The organism is Parabacteroides sp. 52 (assembly GCF_010500925.1).
In the GTDB taxonomy this organism is placed as follows: Bacteria; Bacteroidota; Bacteroidia; order Bacteroidales; family Tannerellaceae; genus QVMG01.
In genome coordinates this window covers 21,529-43,552 of record NZ_QVMG01000006.1, presented here as the reverse complement: position 1 = coordinate 43,552, position 22,024 = coordinate 21,529, and the positions used below count along the sequence as shown (strand labels likewise).

The window sequence follows — 22,024 nt, the reverse complement described above, 5'->3', positions numbered from 1 at the left end:
AAGAGGGGGAGATAAGTAACATGCGTAAGCTTTTAGATTTTCTTGTACGGAAAAGACACTGGTTCTTATTTATCCTGTTAGAGATCATATCGTTTGTACTGATCTATCAAAACTCCGCCTACCAGCGGAGTGTGTGGATTAGTTCGGCCAATGTCGTGACAGGGCATGTGGCTTCTCTTTCGGCTTCTATCACCTCGTATCTCAACCTGCGGGAGATAAACAAAACATTGACAGAGCGTAATGGAGAATTGGAAATGCAACTTCTGACGCTGCAAAACCAGATGGATAAGATTTACGCAGACAGCCTGTCATTTGCCGGTTTTGCACCGGATTCGACCGAACAACACGCTTTCCGTTTTACGATGGCCAAGGTGGTCAACAACAGTGTGACCCATCTCTCGAACTACATCACCATAGACAAAGGCACAAAAGACGGAATCACACCGGATATGGGCGTGGTTTCCGATCAGGGCGTGGTGGGCATCGTCTCCCATGTCTCCCGGAATTTTTCGGTTATTCTTCCTTTGTTGAATCCTAAATACCGTTTGAGTTGCAAGGTGTTGGGTAGTAATTATTTCGGCTCGTTGAGGTGGAATGGACGGGATGCGCGCTTCGCTCAATTGGAGGAGTTGGCCCGGCATGTGGAATTTCAGAAAGGAGATACGATTGTTACCAGCGGCTATTCGAGTATTTTCCCTCCGGGCATTATCGTGGGTACTATTACAGACTTTAAGAAACAGCATGACGATAATTTCTATTCACTCGATGTGGCGTTGGCAACCCATTTTGATACATTGACAAATGTGCGTATTCTGATGAATAGTAAACAGGACGAACAGCTAAGATTGGAAGAGGAGGCCATGGGGAATGATACATAATATAATACGCAATCTGATCTATTTCTTTGTGTTTGTTCTTATTCAGGTGTTGTTCCTGAATCATATTTACTTTTTGCGGATGGCTACCCCGTTTTTGTATATCTATTTCCTGCTCAAACTGCCTGTGGGTATGTCGCGGGGGTATGTTTTGATTTTTTCTTTTTTGACCGGTCTGGTGATCGACTCATTCGCGAATACTCCAGGTATGCATACGGCAGCTTGTACGTTGGCCGGCTTCCTACGTGATCCCCTCATTCGTTTTTTTATGGGCAAAGACCTGCCCGAAGGCATCTATCCTTCTTTCCGTACTTTCGGATATGGAGGTTTCTTACGTTATACCCTGTCTTTTGTTGTCATTCATCATATGGCTTTGTTCCTGATAGAGTCTTTTTCTCTTTATGAGCCCCTCTACCTTCTCCTGCGTATCCTGGGTAGTCTGTGTATGACAACCTTGTTAATCTGTATCGTAGAAGCATTCAATATAAGCCCTCAGAAAAGTGGAGAAAAACAATAAATACACTCTTGAAAACAGAAGGTTTATAATCGGCGGAGCTGTTATTCTAATGATCTTCGTCTTTATAGTTCGTCTCTTTTTTCTACAGGTGGTCGATAATGATTACAAAGCCTGGGCTGATAGCAATGCGTTTTTGAAGAAAACGATTTATCCTTCCCGGGGTATGATCTATGACCGTAACGGCAAACTACTTGTATACAACCAGCCGACCTACGATGTGATGATGATAATGAGGGAGGTGCAACCTTTTGATACACTTGATTTCTGTAATATCCTGGGAATAAATAAAGAACTATTCGATAAAAGAATCGAAGAAATAAAAAACCGCCGCTTAAATCCCGGTTATTCATCCTATGTCCCCCAGCTCTTTATGCATCAATTGTCCGCTCAGGAATATGGTATTTTGCAGGAGAAACTGTATAAGTTTCCGGGTTTTTATATACAGAGCCGAACCATCCGGGAATATGAGTATCCGTATGCCGCCCATGTATTGGGAGATATCGGTAAGGTCAATAAAAAAGATATGGAGGAGGATAGTTACTACTCCCAGGAAGACTATACGGGACGTTCCGGTGTAGAACGTTCTTATGAAAAAATATTACGCGGAGAAAAAGGTACTGAAATCTTATTGCGGGATGCCCATGGCCGTATCAAAGGGAGATATGATGAGGGTGCGTATGACGTAACTCCCGAATCGGGAAAGAACATATCCCTCTCTATCGATATCGAATTGCAGGCTTATGGGGAGTATCTGATGCAAAATAAAAAAGGCAGTATTGTGATGATCGAGCCGCAAACCGGGGAAATATTGTGTATGGTCTCGGCTCCTTCCTATGACCCCCGACTATTGGTCGGCCGTCAGCGTGGAAGCAATCATATTGAATTGGAAAAGGATCCGCACAACCCGCTGTTGGACAGGTCCGTTATGGGTAGGTATCCTCCAGGATCGACCTTTAAACCGGCGCAGGGACTTATCTTCCTGCAGGAAAATGTAATAACCCCTCAGACATTGTATTCCTGTTCTTATGGGTATACGTATAATAGCCGGGGAGGCAAACCCAAACCGGCCTGTCACGGACATGCCTCTCCTTTGGGACTGATTCCTGCGCTTGCTACCTCCTGTAATTCGTACTTTTGCTGGGGATTGCATGAGATGTTGGACAACCGACACCGCTACCAGACCATACAGGAAGGCTTTGAGGTTTGGAAGAATCATATCGTCTCTATGGGATATGGGTATAAGTTAGGCGTCGATTTGCCGGGTGAGAACCGGGGGTTCATACCCAACAGTGCCTTTTATGACAAATGGAATAGAGGCAGATGGAATTCGAGTACCATTATCTCCACGGCAATCGGACAAGGAGAGATCACGGCGACCCCTGTACAGATGTGCAACCTGGCTGCTACGATTGCCAACCGGGGCTACTTTATCACGCCTCATGTCGTAAGAGAGATAGAGGATATGGCTTTAGACACTCTGTATACAAACAAAAAATATCCTACCATAGATCCGAAATATTATAAGGATGTAGCCGAGGGGATGTTGGCAGCTGTTCAGTATGGTACTTGTTGGGCAGCAGCCATTCCGGGCATACAGGTGTGTGGGAAAACCGGTACGGCGGAAAATCCGCACGGGAAAGATCACTCCGCCTTTATGGGGTTTGCCCCTTATGAGAATCCGAAAGTGGCTATTGTCGTTTATGTGGAAAACGGCGGATGGGGAGCAAATTACGGAGTGCCTATTGGCAAGCTGATGATGGAAAAGTACCTGACCGGTACCCTTTCGGAAAACAGTAAATATACTGAATACACAATGGTTAACTCTTCAACACTGAGAAATGTATTCTAGAAAAACAAATTTGTGGAAAACGGTCGATTGGTTTACCATCTTGCTTTATGTCATTATGATTGTAGCCGGTTGGTTCAGCATATGCGGAGCGAGTTACGACTTCGACAATACTGCCTTGTTCGACCCCTCTGGGCGTCCTGGCTCTCAGTTGATCTGGATGGGTACGGCTTTTATCCTGATCTTTGTAATCCTGATGCTGGAGAGTGGCTTTTATGATATCTTTGCTTATTTTATCTATGGCTCGATTATAATATTGCTTATTGCAACCATCTTTCTGGCTCCGGACATCAAAGGGTCGCGTTCGTGGTTGGTGCTTGGTCCCATACGCATCCAACCGGCTGAGTTTGCAAAGTTTGCAACCGCACTGGCGATGGCTAAACTGATGAATGGGTATGGTTTCAAACTCAATACGATAAAAAATTTCTGCCTGGCTCTTCTTTTGATTGTCCTGCCGATGATTTGTATCTTATTGCAAAAAGAAACGGGGTCTGCTCTTGTGTATCTGGCCTTCTTCCTGGTTTTGTACAGGGAAGGAATGTCGGGATACATCCTGTTGGCGGGGCTATGTGCCGTTCTCTATTTTGTGACCGGAGTCAAATATGCGGATGAAATGGCAGGTATCACGCCCCTGGGTGAACTCATCGTCTCTTGTCTGGTACTGCTTATCTCTGTCGGGTTGTTAGCTATTCTCCGGAGAGACAAGCAGGCGATATCGACTTTGGCGATTGGTATTGCTTCTGTTTTTATAGGAGCCTATTTCGTCTCTTTCTTTGTGCCTGTAAACTTTGCCCTGGTGGCTATGGGCTTGGTTGGCGGGATGTCGCTTTATCTGATCTTTTTGTCATTCAAACGCTGGGTTGGGGCGTATGCCTTGATTGCTGTTTTTGCCCTCACCTCTCTTTTGTTTCTTTTTTCGGTGGATTATGTGATGGACAATGTATTGGAACCGCATCAACAAATACGTATACGCGTAGCCCTGGGACTTGAAGACGATCCGAGCGGAGCCGGGTATAATGTGAATCAATCCAAGATAGCGATTGGCTCCGGAGGATTCTCCGGCAAAGGGTTTCTCAATGGAACACAAACGAAATTGAAATACGTGCCCGAGCAAGATACGGACTTTATCTTTTGTACAGTCGGTGAAGAACAGGGCTTCCTGGGGGCATCGGCCGTTCTTTTATTGTTTGGGCTTTTTATCATCCGGCTGATTATGTTGGCCGAACGACAGGGCAATACGTTCTCACGCGTCTATGGATATAGCGTTGCCTCTATCTTCTTTTTCCATATGGTTATCAATATCGGTATGGTTATCGGTCTAACGCCGGTCATAGGTATTCCTTTACCCTTTTTCAGCTATGGAGGATCTTCGTTATGGGGTTTCACCATATTGTTATTTATTTTCCTGCGTCTGGACGCTTCCCGGAAAGAGAGGTAGAGGATCGGTTCTTTGCCGTCAGGCGAAGAAAATGATTATCTTCGGGGCGAAAATCAAAATGCCTATTATCGCTGCCGTGATTGCCGCCAGTAGAACAGCACCTGCTGCCAGGTCCTTGGTGTGTTTTATGTATTCATTGTACTCCGGAGAAACAACATCGCTTAATGATTCGATCGCAGAGTTGAAAGCTTCCGCACTGAAAACAAATCCTATAACCAGGATTACGATTAACCATTCCGACGGGGATAAAGAGAAGTAAAAACCGGCAAGAACAACACATATAGCGGCTAAAGTATGGATCCAAATATTGGCTTCATGCGTAAATAAACGTTTCAAACCTTGAAAAGCATACTTGAAACTGGATAACCGCTTGCGAAATGTAAAGCCACTGTTTTTCATTCTTTCCCGATTTTGAAACAAATATACAATTAATTTCTTCCCTGAATACCCTTTTTGTATCTTTGCATCCTTAATGTGTAACATATAAAAACAAAATTGAATAGATCATGAGAAAACTTTCTCTATGCGTTTATGCGTTATTAGCCATTATGGCTATCAGTTTCATTGCTTGTAATGATGATGATGATAAAGGCTTTACTGCCGAGCAGTTGAATTATTTTCAGGAGAATATAGATTATATCCGGGAAAAAAAATTGCTTAAAGATGAAAATGGCAACTTGTTGTACAGACAAATCACCTATGGAACGGATACGGTTTTATATCGCATTTTGGAAAAGACAGGAGAAGGAGACTCGATCCGCCTCGATTCAAATGCGCATATGAAAATGAAAGGGCTCCTTATTGATGGAACCGTTTTTCAACAAGAATTCGAAGAGACTTATCAACCTCAACAATTGATACCCGGTATTGCATTGGTTATGATGGAAACTTGTGTGGATGAGAAGATAGAAGCGATTATACCGGCTTCTCTGGGTTATGGATATTATGACTATTATGCTATTCCCGGAGGTTCGACATTGGTATTCACCTATGTGATAGATGGCATTCAATAAAAGGATGTGAACTGTGCCGGACTCGAACCGGCGACCCCTGCCCTGTCAAGGCAGTGCTCTGAACCAACTGAGCTAACAGTTCTTATAGGGGCAAATGTAACAAAAAACTTTATAAAAGAAAAGGTCGTCGAGGATTAACCTACGGACGACCTTTCTTATATATAAAGAACAAATTAAACGTGGAGTACTTTCTTGAACCGGCTCAGGAACTCTGTTGCCTGTTCCAGGGTCAAACAAAGAGGGGGTAACAAACGGATCGTATGTGTGCCGGCCACTCCGGTGAAAACCTTTTCTTCGAACAATAGTTTGTTGCGTACTTCTTTGATCGACTCTTCGAACTCGATACCGATCATTAAACCCCGTCCGCGGACTTCTTTTATGCCGGGAAGCTTTTTCAATTCTTCCATAAGGAAAGAGCCTACCTTCGCCGTATTCTCAATCAGTTTCTCTTCTTCAAAGATATCCAGTACCGCTATTGCTGCCGCACAGGCCAAATGATTCCCTCCAAAGGTTGTCCCCAGCATACCATACACAGGCTTGAACATGGGGCTGATCAGTAGTCCACTGACCGGAAAGCCATTCCCGATGCCTTTGGCAACCGTGATCAGATCCGGTTTGATGCCAGCATATTGATGGGCAAAGAACTTTCCGCTACGGCCATAACCCGATTGGATCTCATCCAGGATCAGGCAGGCTTCGTATTTCGTACATAAGGCACGCAGGTCTTGCATAAACTGATCTGTGGGCAGTTGGATTCCTCCCACACCTAAGATACCTTCGATAATAACAGAAGATACATCTCCTTTTTTTAATTCTTCCTCTACCGCCATTGCATTATTCAAGGGCAGATAGGTCACGGCCATATCTTCATTTACCGGAGCGATGATTTTCGGATTGTCGGTCACGCGCACGGCAGCCGATGTACGTCCATGGAACGCATGTTCGAAAGCCAATACCCGTTTCTTTCCGTTGTGGAATGATGCCAGTTTCAATGCATTCTCATTGGCTTCAGCGCCGGAGTTGATAAGGAAAAGCGAGTAGTCGTCATAGCCCGATACCTTTCCCAGTTTATCGGCTAACTTCTGTTGTAAGCTGTTAATAACCGAATTGGAATAGAATCCCAGTTTATTCACCTGCTCAGTGATTGCTTTGACATAGGCGGGATGGCTATGTCCTACGGAGATCACCGCGTGACCGCCATAAAGGTCCAGATACTCGGTTCCTTCCTTGTCCCAGACCTTACAGCCGAGACCTTTTGTGATTTCTATATTGAATAGAGGATAGACGTCAAACAATTTCATTGTAATTGTAAATTATTAATTATAAATTATAAAGGGTGACTGTTAATTATAAATTGTGAATTGTTGCGAAGTGTTATCCTAAGCTTACAATTAATAATTTATAATTAACAATTATCTAAAACCCACTGGGTTTTAGATGCAGTCCTACCTTCTCCTCCAACCCGAACAACAGGTTCATATTGTGTACCGCTTGTCCACTGGCACCTTTGAGTAGGTTGTCGATCATGGAGATGATCAGGAGCTTATCATCATGTTTCTCCAGGTGGATCAGACATTTATTGGTGTTGACCACTTGTTTCATATCCGGATTCTTGTCCATGATAAAGGTGAAAGAGTGATCGTCGTAGTATTCTTCGTAGATACGGGTGATTTCATCCAAACCGACCTTGCAGTCGATATAGGTCGTGGCAAAGATACCACGGGAGAAATTACCGCGAACGGGAATAAAGTTGATACGGCTGTTGAAGCTGGTCTGCAGTTGTTGCAGACTCTGACCTATCTCCGCCAGATGCTGGTGGGTAAAAGGTTTATAGATGGAGATATTATCGTTTCGCCAACTGAAATGAGTCGTAGAGGAAGGTTTAACTCCCGCTCCGGTTGATCCGGTGATGGCATTGACATGCAATTCGGAATTCAGCATCAGATGTTTAGCCAATGGCAGTATCCCTAACTGGATACAGGTAGCGAAACATCCCGGATTGGCTACGTATTTAGCGCTACAGATCGCCCGGCGGTTGAGTTCCGGAAGGCCATAGACAAACTCATGTTCGTCGCTCTTCATCCGGTAGTCGGTGCTCAGGTCGATAATTTTCAGATGCTCGGGGATAGTATGTGCTTCCATAAACTTCTTGGAATCGCCATGTGCCGAACAAAGGAAAAGAAGATCGACTTCATTGAAAGGTAATTCGCTGGTGAAAGCCAGATCGGTTTCGCCAAACAAACCGCTATGTACATCGGTAATCCGGTTACCGGCATTACTGCTACTATTAATAAATACGATTTCCGCATCGGGGTGATTGACCAACAAGCGAATCAGTTCGCCCGCCGTATAACCTGCACCTCCGATAATCCCAACCTTTATCATAATTGTTAATTGTTAATTATTAATTATAAATTATAATTTGCCTATAGAGGCTTTTGTGCTTTTAATGATGGAAGTTATCATTCTGATAAGCTCCTGTGCATCTTTATATATACTGTTAAAAGCCTCTTCATCAATATACTCTGCTTTGTGGAGCAACTCTAACCAGTATAAAGTCTCATTACTCTCTTTTTGTGCTATAGAAAGCTTATGTATAAAGTCCAATGTACTTTCCGCATGTTCACTTTCCCGTTGCATAGCTCCTATTGCTGTCCCGGATCGGAGTATTTGCTTAGAGAGTATCATCTCCTTTTTGTCTTTACAAAGATATTTGTAAAGCTTAATGATCCTCAAAGCAAAGCAAAAACTCTTATCCTTCAAAGGATTTAAACGTATATCTTTCATAAGGCAGGTTATAATTTACAATTTACAATTTATAATTGAGTTAATGACTTTTGTCATTAACGTTATAATAGATTTTCATTTGATTGCCCAGAATCCGTGTGAAGCCTTTCACATCGTCGGCTGTCCACGCTTTTTGCTCTTCACCGTACACACCAAAATCGCTTTTCATCAGGTCGTGATCTGTTTCAACACCGACCAATGTATAGGTATACGGACGCAAGGTGATGATCACCCGTCCGGTTACATTACGCTGGCTGCTTTCGAGGAACGCTTCCATATCGCGCATGACCGGTTCGAGGTATTGTGCCTCGTGCAGGAACATGCCATACCAGTTGCCTAATTGGTCTTTCCAGTATTGTTGCCATTTGGTTAGGGTATGTTTCTCCAGCATTTTATGTGCGTTGATAATCAGTAATGGACCGGCTGCTTCGAAACCTACGCGGCCTTTGATACCGATGATTGTATCGCCCACGTGCATATCGCGGCCGATTGCCCAACGGCTACCCAATTCTTCCACGCGGCGGATGGCATCCACCTTGCTGTCGAACATCTCTCCGTTAACACCCACGATCTCTCCGTCTTTGAAGTCGATAAACATATCTTCTTCCACTTCCTCTTCGGCTTCCAACTGCGAAGGATAAGCCGTGTCGGGCAGTGTCTGATTGGAATGAAGCGTTTCTTTACCGCCGACACTGGTTCCCCACAATCCTTTGTTGATAGAGTATTCCATCTTCACAAAGTCAGCTTCGTAACCATGTTCTTTGAGGTAGTTGATTTCGTACTCGCGGCTCAAATTCATATCACGGGTAGGAGTGATGATCTCGATATTGGGAGCGATCACTTCGAAAGTCAGGTCGAAACGTACCTGGTCGTTGCCTGCTCCGGTACTGCCGTGTGCTACGGCATCGGCGCCGATTTCTTTGGCGTAATTGATGATTGCCAAAGCCTGGAATACCCGTTCGGAACTTACCGATATCGGGTAGGTACCGTTACGCAATACGTTTCCGTAGACCATGTATTTGATACTCTTCTCGTAGTATTCCTCTTCTACGTTGATGGTTACGTGTTTTACCGCACCCAGTTTCAAGGCTCTTTCTTCGATCGCTTTACACTCTTCGGCAGTGAATCCACCGGTATTCGCCAGGGCGGTATACACTTCATAACCTTTGTCTTTGGATAGGTACATTGCGCAGAAAGAGGTGTCCAACCCTCCACTGAATGCTAAAACAACTTTCTTTTTCATCTTTATATCGTTTATTAATTATTTATTTACTTGTTTTTGTTGGCTTCCCGTGCCGCCCGGTGTGGATCGCTCGGATCGAATAACATGGCGGTACAAATGCAATATTTACGTCCGGTGCGCACCAATACATCGTGGTTGATACAGCCTTCACAGCCGCGCCAGAAAGCTTCGTCGTCGGTCAGCTCGCTGAACGTAACCGGCACATATCCCAATTCGGTATTCATTTTCATTACCGCACCACCGGAAGTCAGACTGAACAGTTTCGCCTTAGGCCATCTCAAACGCGCCAGGGCAAAAGAGGCTGCCTTGATCCGTTTGGCTAAGCCCATATGACGGAATTTATCCGGAACAATCAATCCCGAAGTGGCCACATACTGCTTGTTGCCCCAGGACTCAATGTAAGTAAACCCGGCAAACTCATCTCCAGCCAAGGCGATAATCGCTTTGCCCTCTTTCATTTTTGTTGCCAGATAATCATGCGTACGCTTGGCAATACCTGTGCCCCGTACTTTCGCAGCTGCCTCGATCGTATCCAATATCTCGTCTACGTAAACCTCATGTGAGGCATCGGCAACCATTACATCAATTTCAATCTTTTCTTCCACCTTAGCTAATTGTAAATTGTAAATTATAAATTGTAAGCACAAAAGGCACCTTGTCTTTCCCTTTTCCTGGCTCTTGGTATGATTTATAATTTACAATTAATAATTTATAATTAAATAAACGGCTCCAACGCCTTCACTATCTCACTACGACTAATCCCTTCGCGCGGAACGATTAATATGGTATCATCCCCGGCGATGGTCGCCAGTATTTCTCTTGGGGCATGTGTGTCAATATCGGATGCTATCCCCATAGCATATCCGGGACGTGTTTTTACGACAGCCAGACCACCGGAAAATTCAATACTCGGATGATCCACCTTCTCTGTACTCGATTGTATGAATACAGAATAGTCGGGCAACCGATAGACATAATTCCCTTCACTATCTGCAATCTTCACAATATTCAAGAGTTTGATATCCCGTGAAAGAGTTGCTTGGGTAACCGAAAAGCCTCTCTCATTCAGTTTGTTGAGTAGCTCTTCCTGATTGCCTATTATCTCTTTCTGTATGATTTGCCGGATAGATTCTAACCGTTCTTTTTTACCATTCATCTTGTATATTTATGCAAATAGGGTGCAAATATACAATGATTGATTGAATAAATATACAAATCGACTGTTCTTTTTAAGAAATAAGCGAAGATCAGGCAAGGATAATTTGACTGTCGACGATCGTCGGCAGTACTGTTGATAATTGTCGACAGTACTGTTGATAGCTATGGACAGTACTGACGATAGCTATCAACAGTAAAAAAGAGGTGTTTCCAGACAGAAATACCTCTTTTTAATTGTAAATTGTAAATTATAAACGACGTCACAATTACGCATAAAGTAGAAATAGATGTATCTTTGAATTCTGGAAATTATTCTTTTTGAGAAGCTTTGCTCCGTTATAGCCGGTTAATAAAGAAACACACACACCTATAATAAGATGAAAACACGAATAAAAAAAACTCTTCTCTTTTTAGTACTTACTTTTTGCATTGCATGTAAAGGGCAAGTGGTTGTTCCCACGACAGTTGTATTTGAACAGGAAGTATTACCACATCCACGTTTGTTATTCTCGAAAGAGCAGGAAGGAAACGTAAAAGAACGAATCAGAATGATTCCTTTGGCAGAAGAGTTGTATGCCGGATTACTGCATGATGCCGATTCTTTGTTATCTGTTCCCGTGCAACAGTATTCTCTGCGAAACGGGTATATTCCGGATATGCTGGGGATCAGTCGGGATCAGATCTTTCGTATGATCACATTGTCGATGGCATACCGGTTGTCTGCTGATCACCGCTATCTGGAAAAAGCAGAGGTGGAATTGGTGAATGTCTGTGGTTTTCCAAACTGGAACCCCCAACATTACTTGGATGTAGCTGAGATGACGACAGCGGTGGCAATAGGCTATGATTGGTTATATGCCGATTTGGAGGATACAACTAAAGAACTAATTGTACAATCGATCAAAACCAAAGCCTTAGACCTAGCTATCAAAGAATATGCCGTGGGTACGGCCGGATCATGGGCGAAGCGGGAAACCAATTGGAATGTGGTATGTAATACCGGCATGGTGATGGGGGCGATGGCTATCGCAGAGGAATATCCGGAGTTGACCGAAACGATTATTCGTCATGCTGTCAAATATACCCCTAATTGTCTGCAGCACTTTGCCCCCGACGGGGTGTGTTATGAAGGACCGGCTTACTGGGGATATACTAATATTTATTTGTCATTGCTTCTTTCCGTCTTAAACAGTAATTTGGGGCAGGACTTTGGACTTTCGGCTTTGGAAGGGATCCATAAAACAGCCTTGTATTATATCCACTCGACCAGCCCTTCCGGAAGAATATTTAATTTTGCCAATTCCGGAGGAACCTCACCTGATACAGGGCCTACTTTTTTCTTTTTTAGTAGACATTTTAACCAACCGGAAGTGGCTGCTTTCTATCGAAATACTTTAACCCGTTTGTTAAAGGGGAAAAGAGCGAATGAACGGTTTCTCTATCTGGCTTTGCCGTGGTTTGATAACTCTCCTTATACAGCGGAAAGTGTTTCGTCGAAGTTGAATGTGTATAAAGGAATCAATGATATAGCCGTATTGAAAGGAAAAGGAACGACTCCGCATTCCATTTATTTGATTGCCAAGGGAGGTGATCCGGATGAAGCGCATCAGCAAATGGATGTAGGTACTTTTATAGTAGAATCAGACGGGGTGCGTTGGAGTGACGACCTGGGGGCAGATAGCTATGACTTACCGGGTTTCTGGGATTATAAGCCAGACGGACAGCGATGGACCTATTTCCGAAATACTAATTTCAGTCATAATACTTTGGCTATCGACGGGAAGATTCAATATGCAGCCGGACGAGGAGATGTGATTGACTATAAGAAGGAAACAATACAGCCATTTTTTACGATTGATATGACATCCGCCTATGAGGGACAGGCCAACTCCGTTCTGCGTACATATACATTGACAGATGATGCTTCGGTAACGATAACGGATAAAGTCAACCTGCATACCTCTTCTCAGGAGATCACCTGGAGTATGATTACGGCCGCCAATGTGAAGTGTGAGGGCAAGAATGCCGAGTTAAGTAAGAATGGTAAATGCTTTTACCTGGAAATACTCTCCCCGCAGAATGCAGTATTTACATCGGTGCCGGCGAAGACCTTTACGGAGAAAGAAAAACCCGTTGACGGATATCGTTTATTACAAGTGACGGTGACAGGACAGAAGGAGCAAGTGATAGTTGTGAACCTAAGCAGTAAAAGTAAGAATGAATAGAAACGCTGGAAAATAAATTCCCCATTGCCGGTCCGTATATGGATGTGCAATCCTTACGAAAGGAGAGCATGCATGATTGATTCCCAATTCATCTCCAGCTCTGTCATATCGTGAAAAAGGAGATTGGCCCCGGCGTCCCAAAGTACGGAGTCGGGTAGGGGACCTGTGTTGACGGCGATGGTAAAGATTCCGGCAGCGACGGCGGCCTGTACTCCCATAGGAGCGTTTTCAACAACAAGGGCTTCGTTGGCTTTGACTCCGGCTTTTTCCAAGCCCATCAGGTAAGGTTCGGGATCGGGTTTGCCGCGTTTCACATCGTAGGCTGTCACCATCTTCTCACGGACAAAGTAACCGGGGAAATCATGGTTTAGTTTATCGATCAGACTGTGTTGGCCTGAACCGGTTACCACTAAGGTCTGTAGATCGTATGCCTTAACTTTCGCCAGTACCTCGGCCGCACCTTTCATAGTGGCTCCCTGGTTGTAACTGTTGAAACGTTCGGCTTTTTCTTTATAGATGGCTTCACATTCTTCCGGGGTGGCATTGCGTTTGAATGTACGTTGGAAAAGTTCCTGGATCGTGCCTTCGCCGGTCCGTCCTTCGAAAAGATAAAAGTCTTCGGGAGTATGCTTCAATGCATGATGAATAGCCGTCTCCGACCAGGCTTGCACATGATAGGGCATGGAATCGTAAAGAACGCCGTCCATGTCGAAAAGAACAGCTTGGGGATGAAATGAAGTATATCCGCTTTTATTTAGGTATTGTTGGAGGGGAGAAGATAGCATGGGGTAATTATTAATTGTTAATTATAAATTGTAAATTACAAAGGTTGGTAGTAGAGCTTTGTGAACTCTACTATCAACCTTGTAATTTATAATTGATAATTTATAATTTCTTTTTGATCGCTTCCGATTCTTTTTCAAATCCGGGTTTGTTCAACAGGGCGAACATATTCTTTTTGTAAGCTTCTACCCCGGGTTGGTCGAAAGGATTTACGCCAAGCATATACCCACTGATACCGCAACCCACTTCAAAGAAATAGAAAAGTTGACCGATAGAATAAGGGCTTACTTCGGGCAAGGTGATCTTAATATTGGGAACACCTCCGTCGACGTGTGCCAATTGTGTACCCAGTTCCGCCATTTTGTTTACTTCGTCTACCCGTTTGCCTGCCAGGAAATTAAGACCGTCCAGGTCGGCTTCGTCCATCGGAACGATGACTTTGTGATCCGGGTTCTCTACGGAGATAACCGTTTCAAAAATGGTACGTTCTCCATCTTGTATCCATTGTCCCATAGAGTGCAGGTCTGTGGTCAGATCGACAGAAGCCGGGAAAATACCTTTTCCTTCTTTTCCTTCGCTTTCTCCGTAAAGTTGTTTCCACCATTCAGCGATGTAGTGTAGTTTCGGGTGGAAATTAGCTAATATTTCAATTTTCTTTCCACTCTTATAGAGTTCATTGCGGGTAGCGGCATAGATAGCTGCCATGTTTTGAGCGAACGGAACGTCCGTTCCTGTTGCTTTCTCCATCGATACGGCTCCGGCGACTAACTCCCGGATATTGATACCAGCAACTGCGATGGGTAATAACCCCACAGGTGTTAATACGGAGAAACGTCCACCTACATTGTCCGGAATGACAAAGGTTTTGTATCCTTCCTGATCAGCTAATATACGCAAAGCCCCTTTTTTTGCATCCGTAATGGCTACAATCCGTTGTTTGGCTTCGTCTTTTCCTACGGCATCTTCCAGTTGTTTTTTCAGGATACGGAAGGCCAAAGCCGGTTCTGTTGTTGTTCCGGATTTAGAGATATTGATAATACCGAATTTCTTGTCTTTGAGTATTTCTGTCAGTTCGTACAAATAATCCTCGCCAATATTCTGTCCGGCATAGAGGAGGATTGGATTCATACAATCTGTTTGCAGCCAGTCAAAGCTGTTATTCAATGCTTCAACAACCGCTTTTGTGCCCAGATAACTTCCGCCGATACCAATGACTACGACTACGTTGCATTTGGCACGAAGTACGGCAGCCGTATCTTCTATATCCGTTAGTTCAGCTTCGGTAATAGAAGAGGGAAGGTGTAACCAACCTAAAAAATCATTTCCTGCACCCTTTCCACTATTCAGAAGGGCATTACATGCATTTGCCTTGGCTTCCTGAGCGTATACCTGCTCTTTGCTTATTATTCCCAAAGCTTTGTCGATGTTAAGACTAATACTTTTCATTTTTATTATTATTTAAACGTCTTTGTCAATTGGCGGATAACCGATACGGCTGATTTACGATTGTATAAAATATCGTAAAGAGCATTTAAGATAGGCATATCCACTTTGTATTTTTCATTAATCTCATAGATACATTTGGTTCCGAAATATCCCTCTGCAATCATTTCCATCTCCAGTTGAGCCGTCTTCACAGAATAGCCTTTTCCAATCATCGTACCAAATGTCCGGTTTCGACTGAAGCGGGAATAGGCAGTCACCAATAAGTCTCCCAGGTACACCGAGTCGGTAATATCCCGGTCGATCGGATGGATAGCGTCAATGAAACGGCGCATCTCTTTGATAGCGTTTGTCAGGAACAAGGCCTGGAAGTTGTCTCCGTACTTCATGCCATGGCATATACCGGCAACTATCGCATATACATTTTTCAAGACAGCGGCATATTCAATGCCAATGACATCTTCAGATAAGGTGTTCCCTAAATAATGATTGCTGAATACCCCGGACAGAGTTTTTACCTTTTCTATATCCGAACAGGCCAGAGTGATATAAGACAAGCGCTCGAAAGCGACCTCTTCCGCATGGCAAGGACCTCCGATAATGGCGATATTCTCATGCGGTACCTTGTAGTATGCTGCAAAGTAATCCGTAATAAGCATATTGTCATCCGGCACAATGCCTTTGATGGCTGAGATAATAAACTTTTCACTCAGGGGGGATTTAATCTTTTTCAGGTGTTGCTTCAGGAAAGGAGATGGAGTTGCAAATATCAATGTGTCCGAATCATTGATGACCTGATTTATGTTAGAGTAAAAGTGGATCTTATCGGTGTCGAACTTGACTGAAGTCAGATAATTCGGGTTATGCCCCACTTGTTTGAATTCATCAATCAACTCGGACCGTCGCATATACCAGTTGATACTATCTTGTGTAGAAAGCACAATCTTGGCTAAAGCCGTAGCCCAGCTACCTCCCCCCATTATTGCTATTTTCCCGGGTAAAGTCATGGTGTTCGGATTTTAATTTTCTGCTTTTATTAGCCAGTTGTTTACCTCTTCCTGTGTCGGATTCTGAAGTTCCAGTTTATGCTTTTTGTTTTGTCCGCAAAGCTCCTGTCTTAGTTTTTCCGGGTTTTGTCCTTTAAGAGATTCAATCGTTATATATCCTATTTTCTGAATGACAGCTACCCATTCTGTCGGTATACCGAGGGCTTCATACTTATCTGTACTGTCTTTCTTAATGACTTTCTCCGGGCGCATTTGCGGGAAGAACATCACTTCCTGAATACTTTCCTGTCCGGTCATGAACATCACCAAGCGGTCCATACCGATACCGATACCGCTTGTAGGAGGCATACCGTATTCCAATGAACGCAAGAAGTCCTGGTCGATAAACATCGCCTCATCGTCTCCTTTCTCACTTAGCTTCAATTGATCTTCAAAGCGGATGCGTTGATCGATAGGATCGTTCAACTCCGAATAAGCATTGGCCAGTTCTTTTCCGTTAACCATCAATTCAAAACGTTCCGTCAGTTCCGGGTTGTTCCGGTGCTTTTTGGTTAATGGAGACATCTCGATCGGATAGTCTATGATAAAAGTAGGTTGGATATAATTGCCTTCGCATTTATCTCCGAAGATTGCGTCGATCAATTTCCCTTTACCCATTGTCTCATCTTGTTCTACTCCCAGCTTTTGACATACTTCACGCAACTGCTCTTCGTTCATGCCACTGATATCGATTCCGGTAAAATGTTTGATGGAGTCAATCATCGTCACCCGTGGGTACGGTGCTTTATAATCAATTTCTTTCTCTCCCATCATCACTTTGGTGGTACCATGCACATCCATGCAAATCTTTTCCAGCATTTGTTCTGTGAAGTCCATCATCCAGTTATAGTCTTTATAAGCAGCATAAAATTCCATAACCGTAAATTCCGGATTATGCGTACGGTCCATTCCTTCATTCCGGAAGTTGCGGCTGAACTCATAGACGCCTTCAAAACCTCCGACAATCAGACGTTTCAGATATAATTCATTGGCTATACGCAGGTATAACGGGATGTCCAGGGCGTTATGATGTGTGATGAACGGTCTGGCGGTAGCTCCTCCGGGAATACTTTGTAATACCGGGGTGTCTACTTCGATATACCCATGTTTATTCAAGAACTCGCGCATCGAATTGAACACTTTGGTACGTTTGAGGAATACATCCTTTACGCCTTCGTTTACAATCAGGTCGACATAACGCTGACGATAACGTAACTCCGGATCATTGAATCCGTCATATACCACTCCGTCTTTCATTTTCACGATAGGCAGTACCCGAAGGGATTTCGATAAAACAGTCAGCTCTTCTGCATGTATAGATATTTCTCCCATCTGTGTACGGAATACATATCCTTTCACACCGACAAAATCTCCAATATCCAACAATTTCTTAAAAACAGTATTGTATAATTCCTTATCCTCTCCCGGACAAAGATCATCCCGGGATATATATACCTGGATGCGTCCTTCAGAGTCCTGCAATTCCATAAAAGAAGCTTTCCCCATGATACGACGCCCCATGATACGTCCGGCAATCTGGACATGGCGACGCGCGTCTTCGTCTTTGAAAGATTTTTTTATTTCGGTAGAATATGCATTGGTTGTATACTCGGCTGCGGGATAAGGTTCAATCCCCATTTGACGTAATTGCTCCATGCTATTACGTCTGATCACTTCCTGTTCGCTCAGTTCTAAGAGATTCATTATGCTACTATTTTGTGTAATATGGCGCAAAAGTACAAAACTTTTCCTATTATAAGGAGTAAAAGATTATCTTTGGCGTAAGTAATAACAAAAGGGCTGTTCCAAAAAGTAAAATGGAACAGCCCTTTGTTTTTATTTATTCATTTTTTATTGCATTACCGGACCTGCAGCAAGTTCAAAACTTTTCTTCTCTTCATTATACATAAACGACATCACATAATTACCTCGTCCCCGTCCTCCGTAAATAGCGTAAACGACATTGTAACTCATGCCGGAATCCGGCTTGGTAATAAGTTGAGGCAATACGAGCTCTATCAGACCGGAAGCCAGGCGTTCATCCATAAGTGCCTGCAATTCGCTATCGCTTTTACCTGCATATTCCTTATGGGGATCATTGGATTTCCAATTACTGTAGCTATTGTTGATATTTCCGTGTTGAGTAGAAGCTCCGTAATAGAATTCATTCTTTTCATCTTTCATGTATTCGGGTTTATGGGCTTTTACCCAATCGACCAAAAGAGCCAGCTCTTCTGTTTGAATCGTTATTTTCAGAGAACCACCCAACAAACGTTGCAGTTTCCAGTCTGTACCGTTGAATGCCATTTCCGCTGTTTTTGTCGATACCTCCACTACATCTGCATAGGGGTCGAAGAAATGCCAATCGCTACCATCGCTTTTATAGATGCGCAAAGGGGTCGTGGTTGCCCCGCTTGCATAATAGGTGTAAGTGACTGCGGCTGTTTTATTGGCCAATGCATAGGGATAACGGTTCTTGAGGAAAATAGAGATATAATGGTTTATATCCATATAGCTGTCAAAGTTATCATATCTGCCGGGTTCACCCGAGGCTTCCCCCATCGCATTGTAATCTGCTTTTTCCAATGTGTAGTTATAGTCGGCTGCAAACATATCTGTCGCAGAAAGGCCCGGAGTGATATCGCCATACCGGATAGCGATCTTAGCTGTCGATCCTGCATCTACATATTTAAAGGTGTCTTTTAACATTTTATCTACCCCGGTTTCCAAAAGACTCTTGTCGGTAAAATAACCTATTTCCGGATAGGTTCCGGCATAGACGCCTTCATATTGGACTATATCTTTTATTTCGTTCCCGTCATAACCGTCGAAATATTTATCGTTATAGTCGCATCCCGCCATGAATAAGACGGTCATTAATAAACTAAATATATTTATTCTTTTCATGATCAAACTTATTTCGTAGGATTAGAATTCAACTTTAAGACGTAAACTCATTTGGCGGCCCAAGCCGTAGAATACCCGGTAGGCTGTTTCCCAATCATTGGAAGAACCGTTATAAGCACTCTCTACATATTCCTGGTTGAAGATATTCGTGATATTTCCAAATAAGGTCGTCGGCAAAGAACCGATCGTGAATGAGTAGCTTGCAAAAACATCCAATGTATTGGCTGATGGAATACGCCAGGGGGTAGCAAACGGCTTTTCTCCTCCTATCTGAAGGTCGCTGCTGCTTGGCATCCAGTCTGCATAGTTACGAGCATACAAATACCAATCGGCACCCAAGCGTAAACCTGTTATGGGTTTGAACTTCACACCCAAGGCTGCTGTTGTCTGGGCCGAGCCACCCACTTTCACCCCTTTTAATTCAAAGACTGTTTTGGCATGATCGGGAGCCCCTATACCGGATGCCACTTCGTAATCCGTAGTGATAGGCTGCCCCGAAGAATTAAAGAAATATCCACTGGCATTGTTGCTCCAGCGCCAGTTGCCTATGGAGAGCATACCGGTCAGGTCTAACCATGGGAAAGGCTGCGCCAGAAGATCTAACTCAATCCCTTGGTGGGTAGCGTTCACTCCTTGCATATTGACTGTATAACGATCGGCTGTACCGTTTTTGGTGTAATCGCCCGAACGTGCCATTGTTTTATCTGTCCATTGGGTATGATAAATATTCAGGTTGGCTGTCAGGAAAGACGAACGGAAACCATAACCTAACTCCACACTGAAAATCTTTTCGTTGACAGCATTTTTATTCACCGCATTGCTGGTCGTTGACTGTAGAAAGGCTCCTCCTGAGAAGAAGGGAGCACGACTGATGTAACCGATATTGGCAAACACGTTGTGGTATGCATCCAGGTTGTAATTGGCCCCGCCTTTCACGTTAAATCCTACTTTGTTTACCGATTCGGATTTGGCATGGTCTTTATCATAATAGAAGCGGTCGTAACGCCATTGGCTGGTTTCGTTCAACGAACCTGAAACGAATGTACTCAGCTTCTCCGTATTATATTCCACTTGTCCGAAGAGACCTCCCTGAACAACGTAGCCGTCGTAGTCACGATAAACGACATCCCCTACAGACAATTTCCGGGTCTTAAATCCGGGATCGGATGCCGCTTTGTTGTTTTCCGCCTTCACATTGGCCCGGTTACGGTCTATATAATAAGCTCCGTTGTACAGGTCTATGATTTCATTCGTATGGGTACCAATGTAATAACGTCCGTCGATACCTCCCGTAAGTTCGATATTCTCACTCAATGTTTTGGAATAGGTCGACAAGAGGCCATACCATTTATGTTCATTCTTTGAAAGAGACATAATCATCTCCGAACCGTTTTTGCTGTTTTCGTTCATCTCTTGTATCTGGTCATAAGCGAAAGTGCCATCGGCATGACGGAATTGCGTGTTCAGTACACCGTTTGTCGTACCATACCAGGAGCCTGAATAGGCACTGGTTCCCTGGCCGCTATAACCGCCACCGCCACCGATAGACAGGTAAAGGGCAGTACTCAGGGAGGAGGTGTTGTCTATCTGCCACATATGATTCAGGGAGATCTGCGGTTTATGGTATTTGTTTCTCGCAGAAGTTTTGCGTTCTCCGTTTTTACCAAAACCATAGGTCGGGTTGTATCTGTATTGCTGGTCGGGTTCCATGTATTTTTGCACATCCTGCCATCCTTGGATAGAGAGCCCGTCGTATGAACTACGCTGGTTGTGTACCTGAGGAGCCCCGAAGCCGGTAAGTGACAACTGGTGAGCGTCATTGAAACGTTTGGCTATATTGACAAAATAGGAATAAGATTCGAACTCAGTGCCTTGCACATAACCTTCTCCCCAGTTCTTTCCCCCCATCAGGGTGAAAGCCCATCCGTCTTTTGTCAACCCTGTCGAAACAGAAAAAAGAAGTTTGTTCTCCCCGTGAGTACCTATGCCATAACTGGCAAAACCTCCTTTTTTGGCATCAATGGTACGGGTTACGATATTGATAGATCCTCCGACAGAAGGTGAAGACACCTTGGAGGCTCCCAGCCCACGTTGTACCTGCATGGAACGGGTGACATCCGATAAGCCGGCCCAGTTGCTCCAGTAAACACCTCCCCATTCCATATCGTTGACGGGTACTCCGTTTACCATGACGGCCACGTTCTCGGATTTGAAACCGCGCACATTGGTTTTGGCATCTCCAAAGCCCCCTCCGTCACGGATGACATGCACGCCGGGAGTCAGTTTTAATATTTCAGGAAACTCTTTGGAGCCCAGCCGTTCGTCGATGATCGCCGGGTCGATGGTCGAAAGAGCCACAGGGGTTTTACGCGCGGTCGCAATAGAGGAGGTGATCGTGACGTCCGCCAATCCGATGGCGTCAACCTCCATCTGGATCACACCTAAACTCACTTTTCCTGTACCGGAAACAATACGCGTCAGGTCTTTATAACCCAATGAGCGGAATACAAGGGTGACACCTGAGGGTACTTTCAGTTCGAAATCCCCGTCCAGATTCGTTACCACACCCACGTTTGTGCCTTTTTGCATGACGGTAGCCCCAATCAATGCCTCTCCATTGTCGGCGTCTACTACTTTGCCCGTTACGGTGATTTGAGCATATGCCGAAAAGGCACAACAAATTGTCAATATACTCATTAAAAAGAAATGAATAACAAACTTCTTCATAATTGCGTTTTACTAT

Annotated in this window: 19 protein-coding genes and 1 tRNA gene; 6 read left to right on the top strand and 14 right to left on the bottom strand. The window is 44.0% G+C overall.

The features are described 5' to 3' along the window. The first annotated feature begins 20 nt into the window (after positions 1–20). Genes mreC through rodA form a run of 4 tightly spaced genes read left to right on the top strand, consistent with a single transcriptional unit; the run spans position 21 to position 4,676 of the window. Positions 21–878 (top strand): rod shape-determining protein MreC, encoded by an 858-nt coding sequence (gene mreC / locus D0T51_RS05345; protein ID WP_163726229.1) that lies wholly within the window; start codon positions 21–23, stop codon positions 876–878. Further along, positions 868–1,392 (top strand): rod shape-determining protein MreD, encoded by a 525-nt coding sequence (gene mreD, locus D0T51_RS05340; protein ID WP_163726227.1) that lies wholly within the window; start codon positions 868–870, stop codon positions 1,390–1,392. Before mreC ends, mreD begins: the two co-directional genes overlap by 11 nt. Beyond that, positions 1,376–3,241, top strand: coding sequence for a penicillin-binding protein 2 (mrdA, locus tag D0T51_RS05335; protein WP_163726225.1), 1,866 nt, complete (start codon positions 1,376–1,378; stop codon positions 3,239–3,241). The genes mreD and mrdA overlap by 17 nt, the downstream gene beginning before the upstream one ends. After that, a complete protein-coding gene (gene rodA / locus D0T51_RS05330; RefSeq protein ID WP_163726223.1) occupies positions 3,231–4,676 on the top strand; it encodes a rod shape-determining protein RodA in 1,446 nt (481 codons plus the stop codon). Before mrdA ends, rodA begins: the two co-directional genes overlap by 11 nt. Positions 4,677–4,694: 18 nt before the next feature. Here the strand turns inward: rodA and D0T51_RS05325 are convergent, their stop codons facing one another. Continuing rightward, the gene (locus D0T51_RS05325; RefSeq protein WP_163726221.1) at positions 4,695–5,075 is read right to left on the bottom strand and encodes a diacylglycerol kinase family protein; all 381 of its coding nucleotides are present in this window, start codon (positions 5,073–5,075) and stop codon (positions 4,695–4,697) included. Positions 5,076–5,182: 107 nt separating this feature from the next. On the opposite strand from D0T51_RS05325, the gene D0T51_RS05320 reads away from it, so the two are divergent. Then, on the top strand, positions 5,183–5,689 hold the full coding sequence (locus D0T51_RS05320; RefSeq protein WP_163726219.1) for an FKBP-type peptidyl-prolyl cis-trans isomerase: 507 nt from the start codon (positions 5,183–5,185) through the stop codon (positions 5,687–5,689). Between the two features lie 7 nt (positions 5,690–5,696). On the opposite strand, the gene D0T51_RS05315 is transcribed toward D0T51_RS05320, so the two are convergent. The 7 genes from D0T51_RS05315 to D0T51_RS05285 form a co-directional block, all read right to left on the bottom strand. Further along, positions 5,697–5,771, bottom strand: a tRNA-Val gene (locus D0T51_RS05315). 91 nt (positions 5,772–5,862) lie between these two features. Further along, a complete protein-coding gene (locus D0T51_RS05310) occupies positions 5,863–6,990 on the bottom strand; it encodes an aspartate aminotransferase family protein (RefSeq protein ID WP_163726216.1) in 1,128 nt (375 codons plus the stop codon). 115 nt (positions 6,991–7,105) lie between these two features. Then, complete coding sequence (argC, locus tag D0T51_RS05305) at positions 7,106–8,074, bottom strand: N-acetyl-gamma-glutamyl-phosphate reductase (protein ID WP_163726213.1); 969 nt, start codon at positions 8,072–8,074, stop codon at positions 7,106–7,108. Positions 8,075–8,104: 30 nt separating this feature from the next. Continuing rightward, positions 8,105–8,476: a four helix bundle protein gene (locus D0T51_RS05300; protein WP_163726210.1), complete on the bottom strand. Its 372-nt coding sequence runs from the start codon at positions 8,474–8,476 to the stop codon at positions 8,105–8,107. A gap of 40 nt (positions 8,477–8,516) precedes the next feature. Continuing rightward, positions 8,517–9,719, bottom strand: a complete 1,203-nt coding sequence (locus D0T51_RS05295) for an argininosuccinate synthase (protein WP_163726207.1) — start codon at positions 9,717–9,719, stop codon at positions 8,517–8,519. Between the two features lie 26 nt (positions 9,720–9,745). After that, positions 9,746–10,297 carry a GNAT family N-acetyltransferase gene (locus D0T51_RS05290; protein WP_163726419.1) on the bottom strand — a complete coding sequence of 184 codons (552 nt, stop codon included), beginning with the start codon at positions 10,295–10,297 and terminating at the stop codon, positions 9,746–9,748. A 137-nt stretch (positions 10,298–10,434) separates the two neighbouring features. Then, on the bottom strand, positions 10,435–10,875 hold the full coding sequence (locus D0T51_RS05285) for an arginine repressor (RefSeq protein WP_163726204.1): 441 nt from the start codon (positions 10,873–10,875) through the stop codon (positions 10,435–10,437). Between the two features lie 379 nt (positions 10,876–11,254). Between D0T51_RS05285 and D0T51_RS05280 the strand changes: the two genes are divergently transcribed. Next, positions 11,255–13,102, top strand: a complete 1,848-nt coding sequence (locus D0T51_RS05280; RefSeq protein ID WP_239056700.1) for a heparinase II/III family protein — start codon at positions 11,255–11,257, stop codon at positions 13,100–13,102. A 53-nt stretch (positions 13,103–13,155) separates the two neighbouring features. Here D0T51_RS05280 and D0T51_RS05275 read toward each other — a convergent pair whose 3' ends face one another. The 6 genes from D0T51_RS05275 to D0T51_RS05250 all read right to left on the bottom strand — a co-directional run bounded on the left by D0T51_RS05275 (position 13,156) and on the right by D0T51_RS05250 (position 22,008). Next, a complete protein-coding gene (locus D0T51_RS05275; RefSeq protein WP_163726200.1) occupies positions 13,156–13,887 on the bottom strand; it encodes an HAD family phosphatase in 732 nt (243 codons plus the stop codon). Positions 13,888–13,987: 100 nt separating this feature from the next. Further along, positions 13,988–15,331 carry a glucose-6-phosphate isomerase gene (locus D0T51_RS05270; protein WP_163726198.1) on the bottom strand — a complete coding sequence of 448 codons (1,344 nt, stop codon included), beginning with the start codon at positions 15,329–15,331 and terminating at the stop codon, positions 13,988–13,990. 8 nt (positions 15,332–15,339) lie between these two features. After that, the gene (locus tag D0T51_RS05265; RefSeq protein ID WP_163726195.1) at positions 15,340–16,335 is read right to left on the bottom strand and encodes an NAD(P)H-dependent glycerol-3-phosphate dehydrogenase; all 996 of its coding nucleotides are present in this window, start codon (positions 16,333–16,335) and stop codon (positions 15,340–15,342) included. Between the two features lie 12 nt (positions 16,336–16,347). Then, on the bottom strand, positions 16,348–18,078 hold the full coding sequence (lysS, locus tag D0T51_RS05260; protein ID WP_163726191.1) for a lysine--tRNA ligase: 1,731 nt from the start codon (positions 18,076–18,078) through the stop codon (positions 16,348–16,350). A gap of 147 nt (positions 18,079–18,225) precedes the next feature. Next, entirely contained in the window at positions 18,226–19,281 is a 1,056-nt protein-coding gene (locus tag D0T51_RS05255) for a hypothetical protein (protein WP_163726188.1), read from the bottom strand. 21 nt (positions 19,282–19,302) lie between these two features. Next, a complete protein-coding gene (locus D0T51_RS05250; RefSeq protein ID WP_163726185.1) occupies positions 19,303–22,008 on the bottom strand; it encodes a TonB-dependent receptor in 2,706 nt (901 codons plus the stop codon). Positions 22,009–22,024 lie beyond the last annotated feature (16 nt).

Bases quoted from the DNA above. Each gene is read 5' to 3' on its own strand.
- mreC (WP_163726229.1), top strand. From the start codon at position 21: ATGCGTAAGCTTTTAGATTTTCTTGTACGGAAAAGACACTGGTTCTTA.
- mreD (WP_163726227.1), top strand. From the start codon at position 868: ATGATACATAATATAATACGCAATCTGATCTATTTCTTTGTGTTTGTT.
- rodA (WP_163726223.1), top strand. From the start codon at position 3,231: ATGTATTCTAGAAAAACAAATTTGTGGAAAACGGTCGATTGGTTTACC.
- D0T51_RS05325 (WP_163726221.1), bottom strand. From the start codon at position 5,075: ATGAAAAACAGTGGCTTTACATTTCGCAAGCGGTTATCCAGTTTCAAG.
- D0T51_RS05320 (WP_163726219.1), top strand. From the start codon at position 5,183: ATGAGAAAACTTTCTCTATGCGTTTATGCGTTATTAGCCATTATGGCT.
- D0T51_RS05310 (WP_163726216.1), bottom strand. From the start codon at position 6,990: ATGAAATTGTTTGACGTCTATCCTCTATTCAATATAGAAATCACAAAA.
- argC (WP_163726213.1), bottom strand. From the start codon at position 8,074: ATGATAAAGGTTGGGATTATCGGAGGTGCAGGTTATACGGCGGGCGAA.
- D0T51_RS05300 (WP_163726210.1), bottom strand. From the start codon at position 8,476: ATGAAAGATATACGTTTAAATCCTTTGAAGGATAAGAGTTTTTGCTTT.
- D0T51_RS05295 (WP_163726207.1), bottom strand. From the start codon at position 9,719: ATGAAAAAGAAAGTTGTTTTAGCATTCAGTGGAGGGTTGGACACCTCT.
- D0T51_RS05290 (WP_163726419.1), bottom strand. From the start codon at position 10,297: ATGGTTGCCGATGCCTCACATGAGGTTTACGTAGACGAGATATTGGAT.
- D0T51_RS05285 (WP_163726204.1), bottom strand. From the start codon at position 10,875: ATGAATGGTAAAAAAGAACGGTTAGAATCTATCCGGCAAATCATACAG.
- D0T51_RS05280 (WP_239056700.1), top strand. From the start codon at position 11,255: ATGAAAACACGAATAAAAAAAACTCTTCTCTTTTTAGTACTTACTTTT.
- D0T51_RS05275 (WP_163726200.1), bottom strand. From the start codon at position 13,887: ATGCTATCTTCTCCCCTCCAACAATACCTAAATAAAAGCGGATATACT.
- D0T51_RS05270 (WP_163726198.1), bottom strand. From the start codon at position 15,331: ATGAAAAGTATTAGTCTTAACATCGACAAAGCTTTGGGAATAATAAGC.
- D0T51_RS05265 (WP_163726195.1), bottom strand. From the start codon at position 16,335: ATGACTTTACCCGGGAAAATAGCAATAATGGGGGGAGGTAGCTGGGCT.
- lysS (WP_163726191.1), bottom strand. From the start codon at position 18,078: ATGAATCTCTTAGAACTGAGCGAACAGGAAGTGATCAGACGTAATAGC.
- D0T51_RS05255 (WP_163726188.1), bottom strand. From the start codon at position 19,281: ATGAAAAGAATAAATATATTTAGTTTATTAATGACCGTCTTATTCATG.
- D0T51_RS05250 (WP_163726185.1), bottom strand. From the start codon at position 22,008: ATGAAGAAGTTTGTTATTCATTTCTTTTTAATGAGTATATTGACAATT.